Genomic DNA, 19,728 nt, shown 5'->3' on the forward strand with positions numbered 1-19,728 from the left:
TGCGCAGACGCGCGGCCGGCCCCCCGCCCGCCTTCGCCGGCGAACACACCTACAGCAGCGGACACGCCGTCACCTGCGTGCCGCGCGCGACGCACAGCCGCTCGTAATCGCGCAGGTAGTCGCGCTCGTCGTCGGTCAGCAGATCGAGGTCGATCAGATCCCAGTCGTAGCCGACCGTGACGATGTTCTCGAAACGGACCTTGTCGGGATCCTGCTCGCTCGGGCGGATGATCACGATGTTCTCGATCCGCACGCCGCCCTTGCCCGGCAGGTAGATGCCCGGCTCGACCGAGACCACCGCATTGGGCACCAGCCCGTACCGCGCGCCCGGCGCGAACCGCACGCCGCCATCGTGCACGTGGATGCCGACGCCGTGTCCGGTGCCGTGTCCGTAATCGTGGCCGTGGTCGCGGCACACCTGCCGCACCGCCGCGTCGACGTCCGCGCCGGTCGCGTCCTTCGGGAACTGCGCGACGAGCCCCTTGATGCAGGCCTTCAGCGCGACCGTGTAGATCTCGCGCTGCCACGGCCGGGCGACCGTTTCCGCGCGCGTGCGACGCAATACGACCCGCGTGCAGTCCGTCGCGAAGCCGGCCTCGTAGTACGCGCCGCTGTCGAGCAGCACGAGTTCGCCTTCGCTCAGCGCGACGTCGGCGCTGGCCGCCGTGTAATGCGCGGACGCGCTGTTCGCGCCGTTCGCCGCGACCGACGGAAACGTCAGCGCCACCGCGCCGCGCGCGCCGTAAGCATCGCTGATCGCGCGCGCCAGATCGTATTCGGAATGCCGCCGCCCGGGCTCGCCCGCCTTCGCCCAGCGCATCGTCTCGGCGATCGCCGCGGAGCTGCGCGCGAACGCCTCGCGAAACCGGTCGAGCGCGGCCGGCGTCTTGGCCGCGCGCATCGCCTCGACCGGGTTGCAATCGACGTGCGGCGCGTGCGGCCACACGCGGCGCACCGTATCGACAAGCGCGCAGTTGACCGACTCGAAGCCGTAGCAGACGCGCCCGACCGCGAACTGCGCGAGAAAGCGCGCGAGCGCGTCGAAGTCGCGCCGGATCACCTGCAGCGCCGGATACGACGCGAGTTCGACCGGACAGCGGTCGCAGCCTTCCGGCAGGAACAGCGCGACCTGCTCGCCGACCACGAACAGGTAGCCCAGGTGCGACGACGCGTTCGGGATGTGATAGCCGCGGCTGTTCAGCAGATGGCCGAGATCGTCCGCCGCGCAGCTGACGAACGCGGTCGCGCCGTCGGTCGCCGTGCCCGTCGCGTGCCCCTGCGCGGCCAGTTGCCGGTTCAGCGTCGCGATGTTGTGCGCGACGCTCGTGCCGGTCATCGCTTCCGGCAACTCGAAGATCGGCCGCTCGACGACCCAGCCCGGCAGCGCGACCGCGCGATCGATTTCGCGGCCGGCGAGACTCGTCCATTCCAGGTGCGCCGCCCGCGTGCCGTCGAGCAGCCGGTCGCACTGCGCGACGCTGAGCCGCCAGCCGTCGTAGCCGACGCGCTTGATCCGGTCGGCCCGCGCGACGAGCCAGTCGGCCAGCGCCGGCCAGATCGAAACGTTCAGGTCGAGCTTCTCGACACGCACGCGCGCCGGATCGCACTGCCGTTCCGCCTGCAGGTGATAGCGGCCATCGACGAACAGCACGAACGGCGGCACGCCGAGCGCGCGCGCCACAGCTTCGGCGAGAAAGATCCCGCAGCCGGCCGAGCCGTCGAAGCCCGACACCGCATAGCGCGGGTTGTTGCGGCGTGGCAGGTATTCGGTGACGAACTCGTCCTGCGACGTGACGATCACCGCATCGAGCCGCAGCGTGTCGAGCAGCCGCGACAGCCCGGCCTGCGTGTCGGCGACGCAGGCATCGTACGGGGGAAGGCCGGAGAAACTGTATTGCAGTCGATCGATCATCGGATGCCTGTGGGGTCGTTGTTTTGTCGGCGCGCGCGGGGGCGATCTGCGCGTTCGCGTGTCGGCGCACGGCCGACGCGGCCAGCGCGAATCCGGGCCGCCGCCCGGCGAACCGCATCGCGGACGCGGCCCCGGATTTTTGTCTCACTAAAATTCCGGCACGGTGCGACAGCAATCTAGAGGACCGCGGAATTGAGGTCAAGCTAAAATTTTTGTGCCACTAAAATTCCGGACCGCGGCGCCCCGGCTGCGGCGTGGATACGTCGTCACGACGCTGCGCGGTACAATGCGCCGGCATCGTCGTTCAGACGGTCGTGCCTCGTGCGATGCGCGCAAAACCGACGCCCGGGCGACTGCACCGCCTTCCCGCCTTCCGGCTCGCTGCCACGAAAGAGATTCATGGATTCAGACATCATGCGGATCGGCCAGCGCATTCGCCGCCTGCGCCGGGAAGCGAAGAAAACGCTGCTGGAAGTCGCGACCGAGGCCAGGCTGTCGGTCGGGTTCCTGTCCCAGGTCGAACGCCACCTCACCGGCATCTCCATCTCGTCGCTCGTCAACGTCGCGAAGGCGCTGAACGTGCCGCTCGGCGCGCTGATCGACCAGCCGCGCCAGGCGCAGCCCGATTCGCACCGGGGCCGCCGCGAATCGTACGCGGTCGATCGCACGTCGCAATGGTACGAGCGGCTGTCGACCACCTTCGACGGCAGCCAGATCAATGCGGTGAAAGTGCAGATGATGGAAGGCTATCGTTCGGAATGGGTCGCGCACGGCGGCGATGAATTCGTCTACGTGCTGGACGGCCGGATCTGCTACACGGTCGGCAAGAAGGACTACCCGCTGTCGGCCGGCGACTCGCTCCACTTCGACGCGCGCAAGCGGCACCGCGTCGCCAACGTCGGCGACGGGCCTGCCGAGCTGATCGTGGTCGGCACGCTGCCGCTGTTCGACGACGACGGCCAGGCCGAATTCGTGTCCGCGACGATGGCAATCCGCCAGCCCGGGCGCGAAGCGCGGGCGATCCCGGGCGAACCGCGGGTGAGCCGCCGCCAGCCCGAGCCGAAACGCGGCGGGCGCGCGGCAGATGCTGCATCGGAAAGGAGCGCTGCCGCGGCATCCGCGGGCAAGCGCCTTGCGGCTGCCGCGACGAGCCGCAAGCCAGCCGCGCGCAAGAAGCCATGACGGCGGGCGGGCTCTCCCGCCCGACGACGGCATGATTCGTGTGTCGACGTGACGCGATGCCGGATTCCGGCCGCCGATCGCCCACGCACGCAGGCAGGCATGCGAGCGCTACGCCGCCCGACTCGCTCACCCACACAAGCGCCCGACCGCCGCGCCGCCCGCACTACTCGCCGATCTCGAGCGCCTGCGCGACAGCCTGGATCCGCGCGCGATGCACGGCATCCTTGATCTTCACCGCATCGCTGCCGACCCCGCGCGCGATCGCGCCCGCGTCGACGCTGCGCGCGGCCGCGAGCGCGACGCGCAGCCGCTCGGCCTGCGGATACGGCTGCGTCTCGAGCCCGAGCCGCCCGCGCGCGTCGGCCTCGCACGCCTGCAGCATTTCCGCGAAGCGCGCGGGCTTGCGCAGCGCGTCGGTGCGCTCGAAGAACCGCACCAGTGCGGCCGCGCCCATCTCCATCACGCGATGCAGGTTGCCGTGCTCGCGCGCGACGACGATCGCCAGGTCGCGGCACTCGTTCGGCACGCGCAGCCGCTCGCACAGCGGCTTCAGCAGGTCGACGCTGCGGCCTTCGTGGCCGACGTGGCGCGGCAGCACGTCGGCCGGCGTGGTCGCCTTGCCGAGATCGTGCGTGAGCGCTGCGAAGCGCACCGGCAGCGAATAGCCCTGCTTCGCCGCATAGTCGACGACCATCATCACGTGCACGCCCGTGTCGACTTCCGGATGGTAGTCGGCGCGCTGCGGCACGCCCCACAGGCCGTCGACCTCGGGCAGGATGCGCGCGAGCGCGCCGCAGTCGCGCAGCACCGCGAACATCCGCGACGGCTTCGCCTCCATCAGCCCGCGCGCAAGCTCCTGCCACACGCGCTCCGGCACGAGCGCGTCGACCTCGCCCGCCTCGACCATCCGGCGCATCAGCGCGAGCGTCTCGTCGGCGACCGTGAACTCCGCGAAGCGCGCGGCAAAGCGCGCGATCCGCAGGATCCGCACCGGATCCTCGACGAACGCGTCGCTCACGTGCCGGAACACGCGCGCATGCAGGTCGGCCTGCCCGCCGTACGGATCGATCACGGGGCCGACCAGCGCGCCGTCCGGGCTCAGCTCGCGGGCCATCGCGTTGATCGTCAGGTCGCGCCGCGCGAGATCCTCGTCGAGCGTCACGTCGGGCGCATAGTGAAACTGGAAGCCGTGATAGCCGGCCGCCGTCTTGCGTTCGGTGCGCGCGAGCGCGTACTCCTCATGCGTGTCCGGGTGCAGGAACACCGGGAAATCCTTGCCGACCGGCCGGAAGCCCTGCGCAATCATCTGCTCGGGCGTCGCGCCGACCACCACGTAGTCGCGGTCCTGCACCGGCACGCCGAGCAATTCGTCGCGGATCGCGCCGCCTACTGCGTAAATGTTCATCGTGTCGGCTCGTATTCGGCAATCACGTTGGTCTCGCGCCGCGCGGCGTCGATCCACTGCTGCACGGCCGACAGCGCGGTCACGCGCGCCGCATAGCCGGCCGCTTCCGGCGACAGCGCCGGCGCATACGTGTTGAAGCGCATCACGACGGGCGCATACATCGCGTCGACGATCCCGAATTCGCCGAACAGGAACGGACCGCCCGACGCCTCGATGCACGCGCTCCACAGCGCGTCGATGCGCGCGACGTCGGCGAGCGCCTCGGGCGTCGCGCCGCGCCCCGGCATCGACGCGCGCACGTTCATCCCCATCTCCGTGCGCAGCGCCGCGAAGCCCGCGTGCATCTCGGCCGCGATGCTGCGCGCCTGGGCGCGCGCCTGCGGGTCGGCCGGCCACATCGGCAGGTGCGGATAACGCTCGGCGAGCGTCTCGGCGATCGCGAGCGAATCCCAGATCGCCGCGCCGTGATCGTCGATCAGGCACGGCACCTTGCCGGACGGCGAGTATTCGCGGATGCGCGCGCTCGTGTCGTCGCGGCGCAGCTCGATCGCGATCTCGTCGAACGGGATCCCGAAATGCACGAGCAGCAGCCACGGCCGCATCGACCACGACGAGTAGTTCTTGTCTCCAATGACGAGTTTCATGACGGTCTTCCGAAAAACGCGGGGGAAATAAACGGCGCGCCGCGCCGGCGCCTAGCGGCGCGAGCGGAACCAGTCGAACCGGGACCGCTGCGCGGCGTCGCCGAGATACGCGGGCGCGATGCTTTCGAGACTCGCGGGCGAGATCCCGAGTTCCGGCGCGAGCGGCCCGGACATCACGTTCGGCACCGACATCGACGCGAGATTGTCGCGCGTGAGCACCGGCTCGCCGGGCAGGCATTCGAACACGCGCGCCTGCAGCCGCGCGAGCGCGTCGGGCAGCCGCACGATGCGTGCCTGCCGGCCGGCCAGCGTGCCGCAGTAGCGCACCAGCTGCTCGAGCGTGTAGACGGTCGGGCCGCCAAGCTCGTAGGTCTTGCCGTACGAAGCCGCGAGATCGAGCGTGTTGACGAACGCGCGCACCACGTCGCCGACGAACACCGGCTGGAAGCGTGCGTCGGGCATCGCGAGCGGCAGCACGGGCAGCGTGCGCTGCAGGCGCGCGAAGGTATTGAGAAACGCATCGCCGGGGCCGAACAGCACCGACGGACGGAAGATCGTCAGCGCGAGCGAATCGGTCGCCGCGACCGCATGCAGCGCGGCCTCGCCGTCGCCTTTCGAGCGCTGGTACATGCTGGGGCCGTGCGAGTCCGCGCCGAGCGCGCTCATGTGCAGCACGCGCCGCACGCCGACCTCGATGCAGGCGCTCGCGAGCGCGGCCGGCAGCGCGACATGCGCACGCTCGAAACCGGGCCCGTACGGCGTGCCGCGGCCGCCATGCAGCACGCCGACGAGATTGACGGCCGCGTGCGCGCCGGCGACGAAGCGCGCGAGCGTGCGCGCATCGAGCGCGTCGAGTTCGACGATCTCGACCGGCAGCATCGACAGGTGGCGCGCGTGCTCGCGGCGGCGCGTGCCGATCCGCACCTGCTTGCCGGCCTCGATCAGCGCATTGACGAGCCGGCTGCCGACGAAGCCGGTGCCGCCCAGCAGCGCGACGGTCTGGCGATCCATGGTTCAGGACTCCCGGGGCTGTTCACGCGAGGCACGGCGCTGCGCCTGCCGCCATTGACGCGCTTGCCGCGGCCCGCGAAAGCGCGCGTTGCCGGCTGGCCGGCAACGCATGTTCGCCGGTCCGTGACTGGCGTGAACAGTCCCTCAAAGCACACTGCCGCGTCTCGCGCGGCAGTGTGAAGGTTGTGGATCAGGGCGAGATCATGCCTAGACGTTTCTTCAACGACTGCGGTTTGCCCTCGAAGAGCGCCGCGTAGTAGACGGTGTTCGACAGTACGTTCTTCACGTAGTCGCGCGTCTCGTTGAACGGAATCGTCTCCGCGAAGATCGCGCCTTCGACGGGCTGCGTCAACACCTGGCGCCACTGGCGCGGCCGGCCGGGGCCCGCGTTGTAGCCCGCGGTGGCCAGCACCGGCGAGCTGTCGAAGTTGTTGTAGATGTCCGCCAGATACCAGGTGCCCAGCTGGATGTTGGTATCGATGTCGTGCATCTGCGCGCGCGTGATGGTGCCCATGCCGAGCTTCTTCGCGACCATCTGGGCCGTCGCCGGCATCAGCTGCATCAGGCCGCCCGCACCCACCGACGAACGCGCGCTGATGATGAAGCGCGATTCCTGGCGGATCAGCCCGTAGGCCCATTCGGTGTCGAGGCCCGTCGACTGCGCGTAACGCTCGACGATATTGCGGTACGGCGCCGGATAGCGCAGCGTGAAGTCGTGCTCGGCCTTGGTGCGGTCGGCCGTGTTGACGGTGCGGTCGAGCAGGTCGATGCGCTTGCCGTATTCGGCGGCCGCGAGCAGCTGGCGATCGGTCATCCCGCGCAGCGGCCAGTTCCATTCGCGGTTGCCTTCGAGGCGCAGGTTCAGCGCGTAGAAGCGCTGCGCGAGCGCGAAGCCCGGGATCTTGCTCATCGCGTCGACCTCGGCGTCGCTCACCTTCGTGCGCGGCGGGATCGTCGTGCGCTGGCCGAGCTCTTCACCGGCGAGCTGCCCGTAGAAGTTGAACTGGCCCGCGACCTGCTCGAATTCCTGGTTCGCCTGCAGCGTGTCGCCGCTCTGCTTGAGCGCGCGCGCATGCCAGTAGATCCAGGCCGGATCGTCGCGCAGCGACGGCGGCATCTGCTCGATCGACCAGCGCACCATCGGCCAGTTGCCGGCGAGCAGTGCCGCGCGCGTGCGCCATTCGTAGCCCGGGTTCGACAGCGGCGCATTCGCGGATTTCGCGTACCAGACCGACGCCAGCGGCGAGCGCCTGATCGCGCCCTGGTAGCCGATCGCGCCCCACGCGATCGCCTGCTCCTGCTTCGTCAGCGAGCCGGCGATCGACGTGAGCATCCCTGCTGCTGCGTCGGGATCGTTGCGCGCCATGCGGCTGATTGCGATCAGCGCGAGCTGGTGCGACACAGGGTCGGGGCCGATGCCGCGCGCGAGATACAGCGGCGGCGCGCTCGTCGCCTGGTCGAACGCGACCGGGCGCGGACCGAGCGCGTCGACGATCTTGCCGCCGAGCGTCGTGTAGTTCTGTTCGTACGCGAGACGCGCCTGCTGCCACACGTCGTCGCTCGTGAACTGCTGGTTGACCGTCAGCGCGGTGATCAGGTCGACGCACGCGTCGCCGTAGTTCTTCGGCTCGACGAGCAGCGCACGCGCCGCATCGGCGACGTTCTCGCCGCGCGCCGCGCGCGATTCGAGCGCGTAGCACTTGACCTGCGTGTCGTCGTCGAGCACGAAGCGCTTGTATTGATCGTCGAAGCTGCGCCAGTCGTGGCGCGCGCCCAGCACGAGCAGATAGTCGTTGCGCATGCGGTCGGCGATTGCCTGGCCGTCGTAGCGCTGCAGGAACGACTGCACGGGCGCGTCCGGCGCGTCCACGCGCGCGCGCCCCGTCGAATCGAACAACTGCGGCTTGATCTGGAAATACTCGACGTAGGACGGCACCGGATAGTTCGGAATCATCGCGGCGAGCTGTGCGGCCTTCGCGGCGTCGTTGCGGCGCGCGGCTTCGCGAAGCTGCACGAAGATCTGGTCATCCCCGGGGAGCGTGTCGTCGTTCGGTGCGGCGCACGCGGCCGTGCCCGCGACGAGCGTGGCGGCCGACAGTGCCAGCGCGACCGCGCGATATACTCGGAAAAGGCTGTTCGACATCGTTTTGAATGGAGCACGAATTGAGCGAAAGCATAGCACGCAACCCTGTGCCGAACCCGAAGGTTGCGCTGCGCAAAACGCTGTCCGGCGCGCGTCGCGACGCTGCGTCGCAACCCGCCGCGAACGCCGCGCTCGACGCCCGGCTGCGCGCGCTGCTCGAGCGGCTCGCGCCGCGCACGGTCGGCTTCTACTGGCCGCTGCCGGGCGAATTCGACGCGCGCGACGCGGTGCTCGCGTGGCGCGCGGCCGACGCCGGCCGGTGCGCGGCGCTGCCCGTGATCGGCGAGCGTCATACGCCGCTCGCGTTCCATGCGTGGGATGCCGATACGCCGATGCGCGAAGGCCATCACCGGATTCCGGAGCCCGCGTCGGGAATCGTCGTCGTGCCCGATCTATTGCTGATTCCGTGCGTGGGATTCGATGCGCAGCGCTACCGGCTCGGCTACGGCGGCGGCTATTACGACCGCACGCTCGCCGCGTGGCCCGGCGACGCGCTGCCGGTGACGGTCGGCATCGCGTACGAAGCGTGCCGCGTCGATGCGCTGCCGGCCGAAGCGCACGATCTCGCGATGCGCTGGGTCGTCACGGACGGCGCGCTCTATCCGTCCATCGAATGAAGCGGCGCGGCGTGCCGCGACCGTCGTGCATCGACCGGCCTCGGCACGCGCGCAATCGTTTACAGCGAAGCCGCCGCGCGTGCGGCCGTGTCGTAGAGTCCCGACGCATGGCGCAGCAGCTGCGCCGCGTCGCCGATCTGCTCGTTGGTGAGCCCGCTGTCCTTCAGCGTCTCGATCAGGCAGTGCTCGCGCACCTCGCGATATTTCAGGCAGAGGTCGCGCCCCGCCTCGGTCGCGAAGAAGAACACTTCCTTGCCGCTCTTTTCGCTTTTCACATAGCCGCGGGCAATCAGTTTTTTCAGCGCATAGGTCGCGACGTGCGTATCCTCGATATTGAGCACGAAGCAGATGTCGGCGAGCTTCTTCTTGCGTTCGCGATGGCTGACGTGATGCAGCAGCGACACCTCGACCGCCGTCATGTCCTTCGCGCCCGCCGCCGACATGCAGCGCACCATCCAGCGGTTGAACGCATTGCCGGCCATGATGAGCCCGTATTCGAGCTCCGACAGCTCCGCGCTCGAATCGGAAACGAGGTGTTCGGACGACACGATCCTGGTCGGATGACGCTTCATGGACAGGCGGCGCAAGCGGGATGTCAGGGTGTGCCGAGTGTACGCCACAGCAGCGGCGCGCGAGCTAGGCAAAAACGCTTATTGGGAAGTTATCGATATTTTGTTGACAATGTACGCTAACATTGCCGTCCGAACCGTGCCAGTCCGATGACGCAACCCCGCATCTATCCGCTCGGCGACACCGCCCTCGTGTGCGAAGTGCCGCCGCCCGCCACGCTCGACTGCCAGCGCCGCGTCTGGGCCGTCGCCGAGGCCGCGCGCGCGTGGCCCGACGTCGTCGACGTCGTGCCGGGCATGAACAATCTGACGATCGTGTTCGATGCGCTCGCCACCACCGCCGAGTCGCTGACGCCGCTGCTGCACGACGCGTGGCAGACGGCCGACGTCGAGCACGCGGACGGCCGCGACGTCGAGATTCCGGTCGTATACGGCGGGGCGAACGGCCCGGACCTGGCCGCCGTCGCCGCGCACACGGGGCTGTCGGCCGACGAGGTCGTCGCGCGGCATGCGGCCGGCGAATACGTGGTGTTCTTCGTCGGCTTCCAGCCGGGCTTCGCGTATCTCGGCGGGCTCGACGCGTCGCTGCATACGCCGCGCCGCGCGGCGCCGCGCCTCGAAGTGCCGGCCGGCTCGGTCGGCATCGGCGGCGCGCAGACGGGCCTCTATCCGACCACCTCGCCCGGCGGCTGGCAGCTGATCGGCCGCACGTCGCAGGTGCTGTTCGACCCGACGCGGCAGCCGCCGACGCTGCTGCTGCCCGGCGACCGGGTGCGCTTCACCATTGCGGGAGTCGACGCGACATGAGCCAGAGCAAAGCGCCGGGCACCATCGAGGTGGTGCGGGCCGGCCCGCTGTCGACGGTGCAGGATCTCGGGCGCCGCGGCGCGCGCCATCTCGGCGTCGCGCAGGGCGGCGCGCTCGACGGCCTCGCGCTCGAGGTCGGCAACCGGCTCGTCGGCAACCGCCCGGACGCGGCGGCCGTCGAGATCACGTTCGGCCCCGCCACGTTCCGCTTCACGCGCGCGACGCGCATCGCGATCACCGGCACCGAGTTCGGCGCGACGCTCGACGGCAAGCCCGTCTATTCGTGGTGGAGCCTGCCGGTCGATGCCGGCCAGACGCTCGTGCTGCCGGCCGCGAAGCGCGGCATGCGCGGCTATCTGTGCATCGCGGGCGGCATCGACGTGCTGCCGATGCTCGGCTCGCGCAGCACCGATCTCGCGTCGCGCTTCGGCGGCCTCGGCGGCCGCGCGCTGCGCGACGGCGATCGTCTTCCGGTCGGTGTGCCGCCGGCCGGCATCGGGTGCCTCGCGCCCGACGCACCCGAGTTCGGCGTGAAGGCGCCGGCGTGGTGCGCCTTCGTGCGCGTCGACGAACCGCCGCGCCGCCACCGTCCCGCGCATGCGCCGTGGGCGATGCCCGTGCGCGTGCTGCCGGGCCCCGACTACGCGTCGTTCTCGGCCGATTCGCAGCAGGCGTTCTGGGATGAGGAATGGCTCGTCACCGCGAACAGCAACCGGATGGGCTATCGTCTCGCGGGCGTCGAGCTCGTGCGCGAGCGGCCGGCCGAGCTGCTGTCGCACGCGGTGCTGCCCGGCACGATCCAGGTGCCGCCGAACGGCCAGCCGATCGTGCTGATGCATGACGCGCAGACGACCGGCGGTTATCCGAAGATCGGCTCGGTGATCCGCGCGGATCTGTGGAAGCTCGCCCAGGCGCGGCTCAACCTGCCGATCCGCTTCGTGCGCACGACGCCCGACGCCGCGCGCGCCGCGCTCGCCGCGGAACGCGCCTATCTGCGGCAGATCGACGTCGCGATCGACATGCGCGAGGAGGCGCGTCGCCGCACGCAATCGCAAGCGGCGTGACAATGGACTGTGCAGGACCTGCGCCGCATCCAGGCGGCGCGCCACGCAATCAGTGGATGAGGAACACCATGGAAATCGATCTGAACGCCGATCTCGGCGAAGGATGCGGATCGGACGAGGCGCTGCTCGACCTCGTCACGTCGGCGAACATCGCATGCGGATGGCATGCAGGCGGCGCCAACGCAATGCGCGACTGCGTACGCTGGGCCGTGCAGAAAGGCGTGTCGATCGGCGCGCACCCGAGCTTCCACGATCCGGAGAATTTCGGCCGCAAGGAAATGCAGCTGCCGGCCGGCGACATCTACGCGGGCGTGCTGTACCAGCTCGGCGCGCTGTCGGCGATCGCGCAGGCCGAGGGCGGCCGCATCGCGCACGTGAAGCCGCACGGCGCGCTGTACAACCAGGCCGCGCGCGACCCGATGATCGCCGACGCGGTCGTGTCGGCGATCCACGATTTCGATCCGTCGCTCGCGGTGTTCGGGCTCGCGAACAGCGTGTTCGTCGCGGCCGCGCGCAACGCGGGGCTCGCCGCGGTGGAGGAAGTGTTCGCCGATCGCGGCTATCGCGCGGACGGCTCGCTCGTGCCGCGCAGCCAGCCCGGCGCGCTGATCGACGACGAGGACGCGGTGCTCGCGCGCACGCTCGACATGGTGCGCGACCGGCAGGTGCGCGCGGTGAGCGGCGAATGGGTGCCGCTCAATGCGCAGACGGTTTGCCTGCACGGCGACGGACCGCATGCGCTCGCGTTCGCGCGAAGGATTCGGGAGGCGCTGGAAAAGGCGGGGGTGGAGGTGGCGGCGCCGGGGGCGTTGCAGACCGACGAAGGCGTGTAAATCGCGCGCATCGCGAATCGGCCGCACAAAAGAAAAAAGCGCCCTCGTAGCGCTTTTCCGTTGACGCAATCGCTGCGGACTTCGCCGTCTGTCGATTCGTCCCCCGAAACCGTCTGTCGACGGTGACCGGAAAAATATCCGGATTAAAAAACGTCCGCCGCCGCCCGATCACTGCATCCCCCGGTCGGACGACGGAACGCTGCTTATCTGCAAGTCGGCCTGCATGCTTGTTGTTATCCGACGATGGCTGGCCCCGCCGTGCATGCAGACTCTCCGCAGCCGGCACGCGAACCACGTGCCGGCAACGCTAACCCCGCGCTTTGTTCTGCTACCCCGTAGAACTTTTTCTATTCTTTTCATTTTTTCAACTTGTGGGGTGAAGAATAGAGATTCGCAGATCGGGATGTCAATCGTTTTAAACGCTATTTTCTGACGATTCGAGGGTTTTCCTTATCGGCCTGCATGGCCGCGCAGGCGCCTCACACGGTGCGCAAGGCGTCAATCAAACAGGGAAGGATCGGCGCGAACACGCCGCTCGCGGTCAGTTCGCGTCGACGCTGTAACCTTGTTGACGCAACAATTCGAGCACGCCGCGCGGGCCGCCCAGATGCAGCGCGCCGATCGCGACGAACAGCGGCCGGTTCGGCGCCGCGATTGCCGTCATTCGTGCAACAAAGCGCCGGTTGCGGTCGTACAGGATCTTGTTGTCGATCGACGCCGACAGCGCCTTCGAACGCGCGAGCCGTTCGCTCTTCGCGACCGCCCACGCGGCGATCGCATCGGCGTCGCCAATTCGCCACAGTCGGTGCAGCGACTTGATGTCGTCGGCGTTCTGCGCCGGCGTCTGCACCATGTCCTGCGCGAGCATCTCGCGCTGCTCGGCGAGCGTCAGCCCCGTGAACGCGCGCATCTGCTCGGCCAGCGTCTCGAGCCCGATCACGCGGCCGCCCTTCTTCTTCAGGAACACGTTCTGCAGCTGCGCCTCGGTGCCGTACTCGGTCTGCAGGCCGGCCGACAGCGAGTCGTAGGTCTCGACGACGAGCGACGCGAGCCAAGGCCGCATCTTGCGGATCTCGGCGAGCGCAGCCGGGTTGCCGCGCAGGCGCGCCGCGAGCCGCTGCCACAGCGGTTCGGGCAGCAGGCGCGGCAGGCACGCGTAACGGCACACGCCGTACTTCGACACGTCGTCCTGCGATTCGAGCAGATCGTCGGGCGACAGCTCGAGCGCAAGCGTCGGCGACGCGGCGAGCGCCGCGAGGATGCGCGGCCGGAACGGCTGCGCGCTCGGGTAATCGGACGGGTCGCCCGTATGCAGCGTGCCGAGCACGTACAGCGTGACCCTGCCGCGCGTCGCGACGTAGAACGGCATGCGCGCCGGCTGCACGCGCACCGCGCCGCGCGCGACCGTGCCGTTCGACCCGGACGGCGGCACGTGGAAGCCCGGCAGGCTCATGCCGGGCGGCGGCACCTGCGACGGATGGATCGGCGAGGTGGCCGGCGCGCGCCCCTCGGCGCGCGCGGCCTCGACCGGCACGCTGATGCCGGCCGCCAGGCAAGCGCCGGCCAGCGCCGCGCCCGTCACGGTGCGCACGCTCCAGCGCCGCGCGCAGCGGCAGGCGCGCATCATCCGCGCGCTGCCGGCTCCGGAACGGCGCACCGCCGACGCGCGCGCCGCCAACCGTTCAGGCATTCGCCTCCCCCACCTCCTCGGCGCGATGGCAGGCCACGCGGCGTCCGTCGACGTCGCGCAGCTGCGGTTCCTCGACACGGCAGCGCTCGACCGCGTACGGGCAGCGCTGGTGGAACGCGCAGCCCGACGGCGGATTGAGCGGCGACGGCAGTTCGCCCTGCAGCTTGATCTGCACGCGGCGGTCTTCCTCGAAGATCGCCGGCGTCGCCGACATCAGCGCGCGCGTGTACGGATGGCGCGGACGCGCATAGATGGTCGCCTTGTCGCCGAGCTCGGCGACGCTGCCGAAGTACATCACCATTACGTCGTCCGCGACGTGCTCGACCACCGCCAGGTTGTGCGAGATGAACACGTAGCTCGTCTTGAACTGCTCCTGCAGATCCATGAACAGGTTCAGGATCTGCGCCTGGATCGACACGTCGAGCGCGGACACCGGCTCGTCGGCGACGACGATGCGCGGGTCGAGGATCATCGCGCGCGCGATCGCGACGCGCTGCCGCTGGCCGCCCGAGAACATGTGCGGATAGCGCTTCGCGTGCTCGGGCCGCAGCCCGACCGTGCGCATGATCTGCGCGATGCGCTGCGCGCGCTCGGCGACGGTCAGGTTCGTGTTGATCTCGAGCGGCTCGCCGAGCGTCTGCTCGACGGTCTTGCGCGGGTTCAGCGACGCGAACGGGTTCTGAAACACCATCTGCACCTGGCGGCGCAACTGCGCGACCGTGTCGCGGCTCGCGCCGGCCACGTTCTTGCCGTCGATCGTCAGGCTGCCCGCGGTCGGCGTCTCGATCATCGTCAGCTGGCGCGCAAGCGTCGACTTCCCGCAGCCCGACTCGCCGACGACGGCCAGCGTCCTGCCGCGCTTCAGCGAGAACGACACGCCGTTCAGCGCCTTCACCGTGCCCTGCCCGAACATCCCGCGCTTCACCGTGTAGTGCTTCGCGAGCCCGTCGGCCACCAGGACGTCCTCGTCGTGCGGCGTGGCACGCGTTTCGTGGACAGCATTCATCGTGCGCCTCCCGTCAGGTCGAGGTTAGTCAGGTTGAGCGGCTTGATGCAGCGCGCGCGCATCGCGTCGTTGCCGGCCGCCAGCGCGTCGAGCGCCGGGCGCGCCTTGCGGCAGTCGTCGACGACGTACTTGCAGCGCGGCGCGAACAGGCAGCCGGACGGGCGATCATCGCGGCCCGGCACCATGCCCGGCAATGCGGCAAGGCGACGCGCCCCCTTATTGTGCTCGGGAATCGCCGCGAGCAGCGCTTCCGTGTACGGATGATGCGGCGCGCGGAAGATGTCGGGCACGCGGTTGGTCTCGATGATCTCGCCCGCGTACATCACCGCGACGCGCTGCGCGACCTCGGACACCACGGCGAGATCGTGCGAGATCAGCACGAGCGCCATCCCGCGCTCCTTCTGCAGCTTCACCAGCAGATCCATGATCTGCGCCTGGATCGTCACGTCGAGCGCGGTGGTCGGCTCGTCGGCGATCAGCAGCTTCGGGTTGCAGGCGACGGCCATCGCGATCATCACGCGCTGGTTCATCCCGCCCGACATCTGGTGCGGAAACGACGCGATGCGATTCTTCGCATCGGGAATGCCGACCTGGTCGAGCAGTTCGAGCGCGCGCCGGTGCAGCGCGTCGCCGCGCAGGCCTTCGTGCAGCTTCAGCACCTCCTTGATCTGGTAGCCGACCGTGTAGCTCGGGTTCAGGCTCGTCAGCGCGTCCTGGAACACCATCGCGATGTCCTTGCCGACGATCTTGCGGCGCGCCTTCGGCGACGCCTTCAGCAGGTCGACGCCGTCGAACCTGACCTCGTCGGCCGTCACCCTGCCCGGCGCATCGATCAGGCCCATCAGCGCCATCATCGTCACGCTCTTGCCCGAGCCCGATTCGCCGACGACGCCCACCACCTCGCCCGGCGCGATCGACAGGTCGATCCGGTCGACAGCGGGCAGGCCATTGAAGTTCACCGCGAGATTGCGGATGGTCAGAAGGTCTTGTTTCATCTCAGGCCATCCGTTTCAGTTTGGGATCGAGCGCGTCGCGCAGCCCGTCGCCGAGCAGGTTGATCGCGAGCACCGAAATCAGGATCGACAGGCCCGGCATCGTCACGATCCACCATGCGTTGTCGATGTAGTCGCGCGCGGACGCCAGCATCGCGCCCCACTCGGCGGTCGGCGGCTGCACGCCGAGGCCGAGGAAGCCGAGCGCGGCCGCGTCGAGGATCGCCGACGAGAAGCCGAGCGTCGCCTGCACGATCAGCGGCGCCGTGCAGTTCGGCAGCACCTGCGAGAACATCAGTCGCAGCGTACCGGCGCCCGCCACGCGCGACGCCGTCACGTACTCCTTCTGAAGCTCGCCGAGCGCCGAGGCGCGCGTCAGGCGCACATAGGCCGGCAGCGCGACGATCGCGATCGCGAACATCGTGTTGGTCAGGCCCGGGCCGATGATCGCGACGACCGCGACCGCGAGCAGCAGCGACGGCAGCGCGAGCAGCACGTCCATGATGCGCATCACCGGCGTGTCGGCCCACTTCTGGAAGAACGCGGCGACCAGCCCGAGCACGATGCCGGGGATCAGCGCGAGCACGACCGACACGAAGCCGATCCAGAACGACATGCGCGCGCCGAACATCAGCCGCGAAAGGATGTCGCGGCCCGCTTCGTCGGTGCCGAGGATGAACTTCCAGTTGCCGCCTTCGAGCCACGCGGGCGGAATCTTCACGAAGTCGCGGTATTGCTCGACCGGGCTGTGCGGCGCGAGCACCGGCGCGAGCAGCGCGACGAAGATCAGCGCGAGCACGACGATGCCCGCACCGACCGCGCCGCGGTTGCGCGAGAAATTGGCCCAGAATTCGCGCAGCGCGAGCGCGCGGCCGCCGGCCGGCGCGGATTCGCTCGGCAGGGTGTTTTGCAGATTGCTCATGGCATTACCTCGTGTGGCGGATGCGCGGATTCAGCACGCCGTACAGCAGGTCGACGACCAGGTTCACGACGATGACGAGCGTCGCGATCAGCAGGATGCCGCCCTGGACGACCGGATAGTCGCGGCGGCCGATCGCATCGATCAGCCACTTGCCGACGCCGGGCCATGAAAACAGCGTCTCGGTCAGCACCGCGCCAGCAAGCAGCGTGCCGATCTGCAGGCCGATCACGGTGACGACCGGAATCAGCGCGTTGCGCAGCGCATGCACGACGACCACGCGCGCCGGCGACAGGCCCTTCGCGCGCGCGGTGCGGATGTAGTCCTCGCGCAGCACTTCGAGCATCGACGAGCGCGTCATCCGCGCGATCACCGCGAGCGGGATCGTGCCGAGCACGATCGCGGGCAGGATCAGATGGCTGACCGCCGACTTGAACGAGCCTTCGTCCGGCGCGAGCAGCGCGTCGATCAGCATGAAGCCGGTCGGATGCGGGAAGTCGTATTCGACCGCGATGCGCCCCGACACGGGCGTCCAGCCGAGGTAGGACGAAAACACCATGATGAGGATCAGCCCCCACCAGAAGATCGGCATCGAATAGCCGGTCAGCGCGGTGCCCATCACGCCGTGGTCGATGATCGAGCCGCGCCGCAGCGCGGCGATCACGCCGGCCGGCAGTCCGACCACGAGCGCGAACACGAGCGCGCACAGCGACAGTTCGACGGTCGCCGGGAAGCGCGCGAAGAATTCGCCCGCGACGCTCGTATTGGTGATGATCGACGTGCCGAGGTCGCCGTGCAGTGCACGGCCGATGTAGTGGAGATACTGCACGGGCAGGGGCTGGTCGAGCCCGAGGCGTTTCATCGCCTCCGCGTGCATCGCAGGATCGACGCCGCGCTCGCCCATCATCACTTCGATGGGGTCGCCCGGTATCAGGTGAATCAGCGCGAACGCAAGAATGGTGATGCCGATGAAGGTCGGAATCACCATGCCCACGCGGCGCAACACGAATCGGAGCATGATGCGTCTCGTCTTTTCTTGTGGGAAATGTGCGACCGGCGACGGGAAGCTTTTGGCCTCCCGCCGCCGGATGATGTCAAGCCGGTCTTCTCAACGACGACAGCTTACGCCAGCCCGGTTACTTCACGCTGACACCGTCGAAGCGCGCATAGCCGAGCGGCTCGATGCGCATGTCGACGATGTTCTTGCGCACCGGCTGGTAGACCGTCGAGTTCGCGATCGGCGAGAACGGCAGCTGCTGCGCGAAGATCTGCTGCGCCTGCATGTAGAGCTTGGTGCGCGCGTCCTGGCCCGTCGTCGTGCGACCCTTCTGGATCAGCTCGTCGAACGGCTTGTAGCACCAGTGCGAGAAGTTGTTGCCCTTGATCGCCTCGCAGCCGAGCAGCGTGCCGAGCCAGTTGTCGGGGTCGCCGTTGTCGCCGGTCCAGCCGATCAGCATCGTGTCCTGCTCGCCGGTGTGCGCGCGCTTGATGTACTCGCCCCACTCGTACGTGACGATCTTCGCCTTCACGCCGATCTTCGCCCAGTCGGCCTGGATCATTTCGGCCATCAAACGCGCGTTCGGGTTGTATGCGCGCTGCACGGGCATCGCCCACAGCGTGATCTCGAAACCGTTCGGATAGCCGGCCTTCGCGAGCAGCGCCTTCGCCTTCGCGGTGTCGTACGCGGCCATCTTCAGGTTCTTGTCGTACGACCATTGGGTCGGCGGCATCGGCGCGGTCGCGGCCTGGCCCGCACCCTGGTAGACGGATTCGAGGATCGCCTTCTTGTTGATCGCCATGTCGAGCGCCTGACGCACCTCGAGCTTGTCGACCGGCTTGTGCTCGACGTTGTACGCGAGGTAGCCGAGGTTGAAGCCCGGCTGCGACGGCATGTCGATGTTCGAGTCGGCCTTCAGCGTCGCGATGTCGGCCGGACGCGGATAGCTCATCACCTGGCACTCGTTGCGCTTGATCTTCTGCACGCGCACGCCCGGGTCGGGCGTGATCGAGAAGATCAGCTTCGAGAGCTTCACTTCGCCCTTCTTCCAATAGTCAGGATTGCCGTCGAAACGGATCGTCGCATCCTTCGTGTAGCTGCGGAAGATGAACGGGCCCGTGCCGACCGGCTTCTGGTTGATGTCGGCGGCCTTGCCGGCCTTCATCAGCTGGTCGGCATATTCGGCCGACAGGATCGACGCGAATTCCATCGCCATGTTCTGGATGAACGGTGCGTTCGGCTCCGCGAGCGTGAACTTCACGGTGTACGGATCGACCTTCTCGACCTTCGTGATCAGCTTGTCGAGGCCCATGTCGGTGAAGTACGGGAACGACACCGGGTACGCCTTGCGGAACGCGTTGTTCGGGTCGAGCATGCGCTGGAACGTGAACACGACGTCGTCCGCGTTGAATTCGCGGGTCGGCTTGAAGAAGTCGGTCGTGTGGAACTTCACGCCGTGACGCAGATGGAAGGTGTAGACCTTGCCGTCCGGCGACACGTCCCACTTTTCGGCGAGGCCCGGCTCGACCTTGGTGCCGCCGCGCTCGAACTCGACGAGACGGTTGTAGACGGTGAACGTGGCGGCGGTGAAATCGACGCCGGTCGTGAATTGCGCGGAATCGAAACCCGCCGGGCTGCCTTCTGAGCAGTAGACGAGCGTCTTGTTCGGGATCTGTGCGAATGCAGAGCCCGCGATGCCGAGCGATGCCGCTGCCACGCCTGCAATGGCGGTAACACGCAGGGTGTGCAACAGACGGTTGTATTCCATGTTTCCTCCAGGTCTCCAGTTCGGAACCGGTCCCCAGGGGGGCCGGCGTACGCGGATATTACTTGAGCAAACGATTTTGCAACAAGCTGGAGAAAAAACTCTTCCAGACGCGCCGGCACGGGTTTTTGCGGATGTCTCGCCCCCGCGAAAAGTGCGAAAACGCGCGCGA

The 19,728-nt window shown here is 68.5% G+C and carries 17 protein-coding genes; 5 read left to right on the plus strand and 12 right to left on the minus strand.

Annotated features, from left to right (window positions below; genetic code table 11):
- Window positions 1-49 precede the first annotated feature (49 nt).
- Window positions 50-1,912 (minus strand): M24 family metallopeptidase, encoded by a 1,863-nt coding sequence (locus WS57_RS34000; protein ID WP_069245392.1) that lies wholly within the window; start codon window positions 1,910-1,912, stop codon window positions 50-52.
- A 399-nt stretch (window positions 1,913-2,311) separates the two neighbouring features.
- Between WS57_RS34000 and WS57_RS34005 the strand changes: the two genes are divergently transcribed.
- Entirely contained in the window at window positions 2,312-3,094 is a 783-nt protein-coding gene (locus tag WS57_RS34005; protein ID WP_069245393.1) for a helix-turn-helix domain-containing protein, read from the plus strand.
- A gap of 163 nt (window positions 3,095-3,257) precedes the next feature.
- On the opposite strand, the gene WS57_RS34010 is transcribed toward WS57_RS34005, so the two are convergent.
- From WS57_RS34010 to WS57_RS34025, 4 genes are all read right to left on the minus strand, one after another.
- Window positions 3,258-4,499 (minus strand): multifunctional CCA addition/repair protein, encoded by a 1,242-nt coding sequence (locus WS57_RS34010; RefSeq protein WP_059603524.1) that lies wholly within the window; start codon window positions 4,497-4,499, stop codon window positions 3,258-3,260.
- Window positions 4,496-5,143 carry a glutathione S-transferase family protein gene (locus WS57_RS34015; protein ID WP_009689627.1) on the minus strand — a complete coding sequence of 216 codons (648 nt, stop codon included), beginning with the start codon at window positions 5,141-5,143 and terminating at the stop codon, window positions 4,496-4,498. Before WS57_RS34015 ends, WS57_RS34010 begins: the two co-directional genes overlap by 4 nt.
- Before the next feature lie 51 nt (window positions 5,144-5,194).
- Window positions 5,195-6,154, minus strand: a complete 960-nt coding sequence (locus WS57_RS34020; RefSeq protein ID WP_059481664.1) for a complex I NDUFA9 subunit family protein — start codon at window positions 6,152-6,154, stop codon at window positions 5,195-5,197.
- A gap of 190 nt (window positions 6,155-6,344) precedes the next feature.
- On the minus strand, window positions 6,345-8,297 hold the full coding sequence (locus WS57_RS34025; protein WP_009689630.1) for a lytic transglycosylase domain-containing protein: 1,953 nt from the start codon (window positions 8,295-8,297) through the stop codon (window positions 6,345-6,347).
- An 8-nt stretch (window positions 8,298-8,305) separates the two neighbouring features.
- On the opposite strand from WS57_RS34025, the gene WS57_RS34030 reads away from it, so the two are divergent.
- Window positions 8,306-8,914, plus strand: coding sequence for a 5-formyltetrahydrofolate cyclo-ligase (locus tag WS57_RS34030; protein WP_059481662.1), 609 nt, complete (start codon window positions 8,306-8,308; stop codon window positions 8,912-8,914).
- 59 nt (window positions 8,915-8,973) lie between these two features.
- Here the strand turns inward: WS57_RS34030 and WS57_RS34035 are convergent, their stop codons facing one another.
- Complete coding sequence (locus tag WS57_RS34035) at window positions 8,974-9,486, minus strand: winged helix DNA-binding protein (protein WP_069245394.1); 513 nt, start codon at window positions 9,484-9,486, stop codon at window positions 8,974-8,976.
- A gap of 147 nt (window positions 9,487-9,633) precedes the next feature.
- Here WS57_RS34035 and pxpB point away from each other — a divergent pair, with 147 nt between their 5' ends.
- From pxpB to pxpA, 3 genes are all read left to right on the plus strand, one after another.
- Window positions 9,634-10,290: a 5-oxoprolinase subunit PxpB gene (gene pxpB / locus WS57_RS34040; protein ID WP_009691161.1), complete on the plus strand. Its 657-nt coding sequence runs from the start codon at window positions 9,634-9,636 to the stop codon at window positions 10,288-10,290.
- Complete coding sequence (locus WS57_RS34045; protein WP_059481661.1) at window positions 10,287-11,354, plus strand: biotin-dependent carboxyltransferase family protein; 1,068 nt, start codon at window positions 10,287-10,289, stop codon at window positions 11,352-11,354. Before pxpB ends, WS57_RS34045 begins: the two co-directional genes overlap by 4 nt.
- Before the next feature lie 68 nt (window positions 11,355-11,422).
- Complete coding sequence (gene pxpA, locus WS57_RS34050) at window positions 11,423-12,187, plus strand: 5-oxoprolinase subunit PxpA (RefSeq protein WP_040128452.1); 765 nt, start codon at window positions 11,423-11,425, stop codon at window positions 12,185-12,187.
- Between the two features lie 541 nt (window positions 12,188-12,728).
- Here pxpA and WS57_RS34055 read toward each other — a convergent pair.
- The 6 genes from WS57_RS34055 to WS57_RS34080 form a co-directional block, all read right to left on the minus strand.
- Window positions 12,729-13,877: a TraB/GumN family protein gene (locus WS57_RS34055; RefSeq protein WP_040128453.1), complete on the minus strand. Its 1,149-nt coding sequence runs from the start codon at window positions 13,875-13,877 to the stop codon at window positions 12,729-12,731.
- A complete protein-coding gene (locus WS57_RS34060; RefSeq protein ID WP_059516861.1) occupies window positions 13,870-14,883 on the minus strand; it encodes a peptide ABC transporter ATP-binding protein in 1,014 nt (337 codons plus the stop codon). The genes WS57_RS34055 and WS57_RS34060 overlap by 8 nt, the downstream gene beginning before the upstream one ends.
- Window positions 14,880-15,878 carry an ABC transporter ATP-binding protein gene (locus WS57_RS34065; protein WP_009692631.1) on the minus strand — a complete coding sequence of 333 codons (999 nt, stop codon included), beginning with the start codon at window positions 15,876-15,878 and terminating at the stop codon, window positions 14,880-14,882. The genes WS57_RS34060 and WS57_RS34065 overlap by 4 nt, the downstream gene beginning before the upstream one ends.
- 1 nt (window position 15,879) lies before the next feature.
- The gene (locus WS57_RS34070) at window positions 15,880-16,797 is read right to left on the minus strand and encodes an ABC transporter permease subunit (RefSeq protein ID WP_009692632.1); all 918 of its coding nucleotides are present in this window, start codon (window positions 16,795-16,797) and stop codon (window positions 15,880-15,882) included.
- A 4-nt stretch (window positions 16,798-16,801) separates the two neighbouring features.
- A complete protein-coding gene (locus WS57_RS34075; protein ID WP_009692633.1) occupies window positions 16,802-17,812 on the minus strand; it encodes an ABC transporter permease subunit in 1,011 nt (336 codons plus the stop codon).
- 118 nt (window positions 17,813-17,930) lie between these two features.
- Window positions 17,931-19,559, minus strand: a complete 1,629-nt coding sequence (locus WS57_RS34080) for an ABC transporter substrate-binding protein (RefSeq protein WP_040128457.1) — start codon at window positions 19,557-19,559, stop codon at window positions 17,931-17,933.
- Between the last annotated feature and the right edge of the window lie 169 nt (window positions 19,560-19,728).

The organism is Burkholderia pseudomultivorans (assembly GCF_001718415.1).
GTDB classification, from domain to species: Bacteria; Pseudomonadota; Gammaproteobacteria; order Burkholderiales; family Burkholderiaceae; genus Burkholderia; species Burkholderia pseudomultivorans_A.